Annotated in this window: 5 protein-coding genes; 1 reads left to right on the forward strand and 4 read right to left on the reverse strand. The window is 43.4% G+C overall.

The window, feature by feature from the left end:
- Positions 1-1,030 (reverse strand): phage tail tape measure protein (locus DPV85_RS09780; protein ID WP_111327865.1); only part of this gene is annotated, 1,030 nt, incomplete at its 3' end.
- Positions 1,031-1,066: 36 nt separating this feature from the next.
- On the opposite strand from DPV85_RS09780, the gene DPV85_RS09785 reads away from it, so the two are divergent.
- On the forward strand, positions 1,067-1,327 hold the full coding sequence (locus tag DPV85_RS09785; RefSeq protein ID WP_111327866.1) for a hypothetical protein: 261 nt from the start codon (positions 1,067-1,069) through the stop codon (positions 1,325-1,327).
- Between the two features lie 12 nt (positions 1,328-1,339).
- On the opposite strand, the gene DPV85_RS09790 is transcribed toward DPV85_RS09785, so the two are convergent.
- From DPV85_RS09790 to DPV85_RS09800, 3 genes are all read right to left on the reverse strand, one after another.
- Complete coding sequence (locus DPV85_RS09790; protein ID WP_111327867.1) at positions 1,340-1,462, reverse strand: GpE family phage tail protein; 123 nt, start codon at positions 1,460-1,462, stop codon at positions 1,340-1,342.
- 32 nt (positions 1,463-1,494) lie between these two features.
- A complete protein-coding gene (locus DPV85_RS09795) occupies positions 1,495-1,743 on the reverse strand; it encodes a phage tail assembly protein (protein ID WP_111327868.1) in 249 nt (82 codons plus the stop codon).
- A gap of 100 nt (positions 1,744-1,843) precedes the next feature.
- On the reverse strand, positions 1,844-2,362 hold the full coding sequence (locus DPV85_RS09800) for a phage major tail tube protein (protein ID WP_111327864.1): 519 nt from the start codon (positions 2,360-2,362) through the stop codon (positions 1,844-1,846).
- Positions 2,363-2,400: the final 38 nt, after the last annotated feature.

Genomic DNA, 2,400 nt, shown 5'->3' on the forward strand with positions numbered 1-2,400 from the left:
CGCGCTGCATTGATCCGATATATTTTAAATTCCCTTGCTCATCGGTTTCTTGTAATAACCCTAACTGGCGATTGTATTCCCCGGTATTTTGCGCGAGTAACAATACATCGTCGGCATATTGTTTACCAAATATCTTGGCGAGAAGCGGATATTGTTTATCTTTTGGCATCTGTTTCACTTTTTCAATGAAAGAAGAAATCGCACCTTGCGCATCTTTATTCATCGCAGCAGCGAAGCTTTTTGTCGTAAATCCTAGCTGCTTTAACTCTTTTGCATGCTCGCCGGCTTTAAGTTGTAAAAATGATGACGACATACCTTTCACTGCTTGCGCTGCAAGCTCAGGTGCTTTACCCATTGAAAGGAAGGTAGATCCTAGCGCAGCGGATTGCTTTTCGGAAAGCCCAAGCATTCGTGTATCAGAACCCACCCGCGTAATGACATTTACAATATCTTTCGCTTTTGCGTTGGCATTATCTGATAGGTGGTTAATCACATCCCCGAATTGAGCCATCTCTGTAATTGGTTTACCTAGCACGTTAGCCATGGTCGCCATCGCTTCACCCGCATCACCAGCCGCCATATCAAACGCCACCCCCATTGTGGCCGCGTCCTTAGCATATCCGAGTAGGTTTTCCCGCGCTACGCCAGATTGACCGCCAGCTGCAACGATAGCGGCAATTTCTTCCCCTGCCATTGGTATTGTGCGAGTTAGTTTTAGAATATCGTCGCCCATTTCTTTGAATTGAGCTGGCGTATCAAAGTTTACGACCTTTTTAACATCCGCCATTGCGCTTTCAAATTTAATTGCGGGGTCGGCTAGACCGCGAATAGTCCCCATAGTAGCTGTAACGGATGAAGCTAGCGCTGCAAACCCAGCCACTCCTGTTTTAGCCAGCGCGCCCATCTTTTTAGACGTACTAAGGCTTTGGTCTTGCAATATTTTAAAACTATTGCAAACAGAACGGATGCCCTTAACCGCACCTGTCACGCCGGCTGTAATGACTAATCCTATTGCTAGATTGTTTGACATGTTTTATAGTCCCGTTTAATTAATAAGGAGGAAGAAATGACAAGAGAAAAATGGGTAGAAAACACACAGGCTGTTTTATTGCTCGCCCTTGTTTTAAGCTATCTCGGCAGCCTTTATCATTTTTTAGTTTTTTATTCAGAAAGTAGCTCGCTCTCATGGGTTTCCGTTTGCGTATCTGCTTTTTTGTTTGCCCTACCGTGGACATTGGCCGGATTCCTGGTAATGTTTTCGAGTAGAGTAATTATCATCTCGCTTTTTGGCTTATTTGCCACGCTTCAAACCATACTTAAACACTAAACAAAAAGCCGCTTAAACAGCGGCTTTTGTGTACCTTGCTTTAATCTGCCGCTCCGCTTGAATAATCCAACGTTCAACATCATCAAGCGTCATTTCTTCCAGCTCGCTTGGCTGGAAACCAAACCAAAAGGCCAAGTCTGCCAGGGCTGCATTAAGACTTTCCGCGGTTACTTTCCCTTTTGCATTTTCTCAATAATTTTTGATGCTGCTTGGAAGTCTGAAATATCAAGCTCGTCAATATCTTCAGGCACTAAGTCTGTGACGATTGCAAGCAAACTTATCGCCATTTCGGTTTCGGTTCTACCTCTCATTTTGCCGATATCACGTACTTTAGGACGGCGAATTTTTAACTCGGTGATGGTGTTTCCTTGCCCATCAGGGAATGGGAACGCTAATTTAAGAATGGTTTCAGACATAAAAAAACTCCTTTGTGAGTCGATTTGTTTAACTTCACAAAGGAGAATACAACTTTGACCGGTTGAATGATTTTAAATAGATTTAAAGGTTTTCACCCCTTTATTGACCGATATTAGTGCGGTATTTTTGCAACACATCTTGGCCGTTTACACGGTAGATATTTGCAAGCACATCAATAAATAAGATCTCTTTGCCGGCCACGGTCTGTTTGATTGAATAAACATCTACCGTATCACCAAACTCTGAATTCTCTTTATTTTTCTGCGCCGTACCACCAATTTTGCTGGCTGACACATTCATAATGGTCACCATCGGCTCTTCAGCGGCCAACCCGCGTGAGTCAAACACCTGGAGGTTTGAGCGGATCATTAGCTGTGAATTTTTATAAGGGTTCAACAACAACGCACGCACTTCCGGATAAAAGCTATCCCAGGTAATTTCTGCTTCGATAGCGTTCGTACCTGCCGGAAGTTTAATTTCACCATGTAGCCCCAGGCCTTTATGGGAAACCTTTTCAAACTCAACGTCTGGGATTTTTACTTCATTCGCGCGTCCCATTTGACTGTTGCCGTTAATATACACGTTGCCGTTGACGATTTGATTAATAGAAATACTCATCGGTTTTTACTCCTTAGCGTTGTGAAACTAAATTCACT

The organism is Haemophilus parainfluenzae, assembly GCF_003252725.1.
In the GTDB taxonomy this organism is placed as follows: domain Bacteria; phylum Pseudomonadota; class Gammaproteobacteria; order Enterobacterales; family Pasteurellaceae; genus Haemophilus_D; species Haemophilus_D parainfluenzae_L.

Excerpts from the sequence above, each read along its gene's own strand:
- DPV85_RS09800 (WP_111327864.1), bottom strand. The coding sequence starts at position 2,362 with ATGAGTATTTCTATTAATCAAATCGTCAACGGCAACGTGTATATTAAC.
- DPV85_RS09795 (WP_111327868.1), bottom strand. The coding sequence starts at position 1,743 with ATGTCTGAAACCATTCTTAAATTAGCGTTCCCATTCCCTGATGGGCAA.
- DPV85_RS09785 (WP_111327866.1), top strand. The coding sequence starts at position 1,067 with ATGACAAGAGAAAAATGGGTAGAAAACACACAGGCTGTTTTATTGCTC.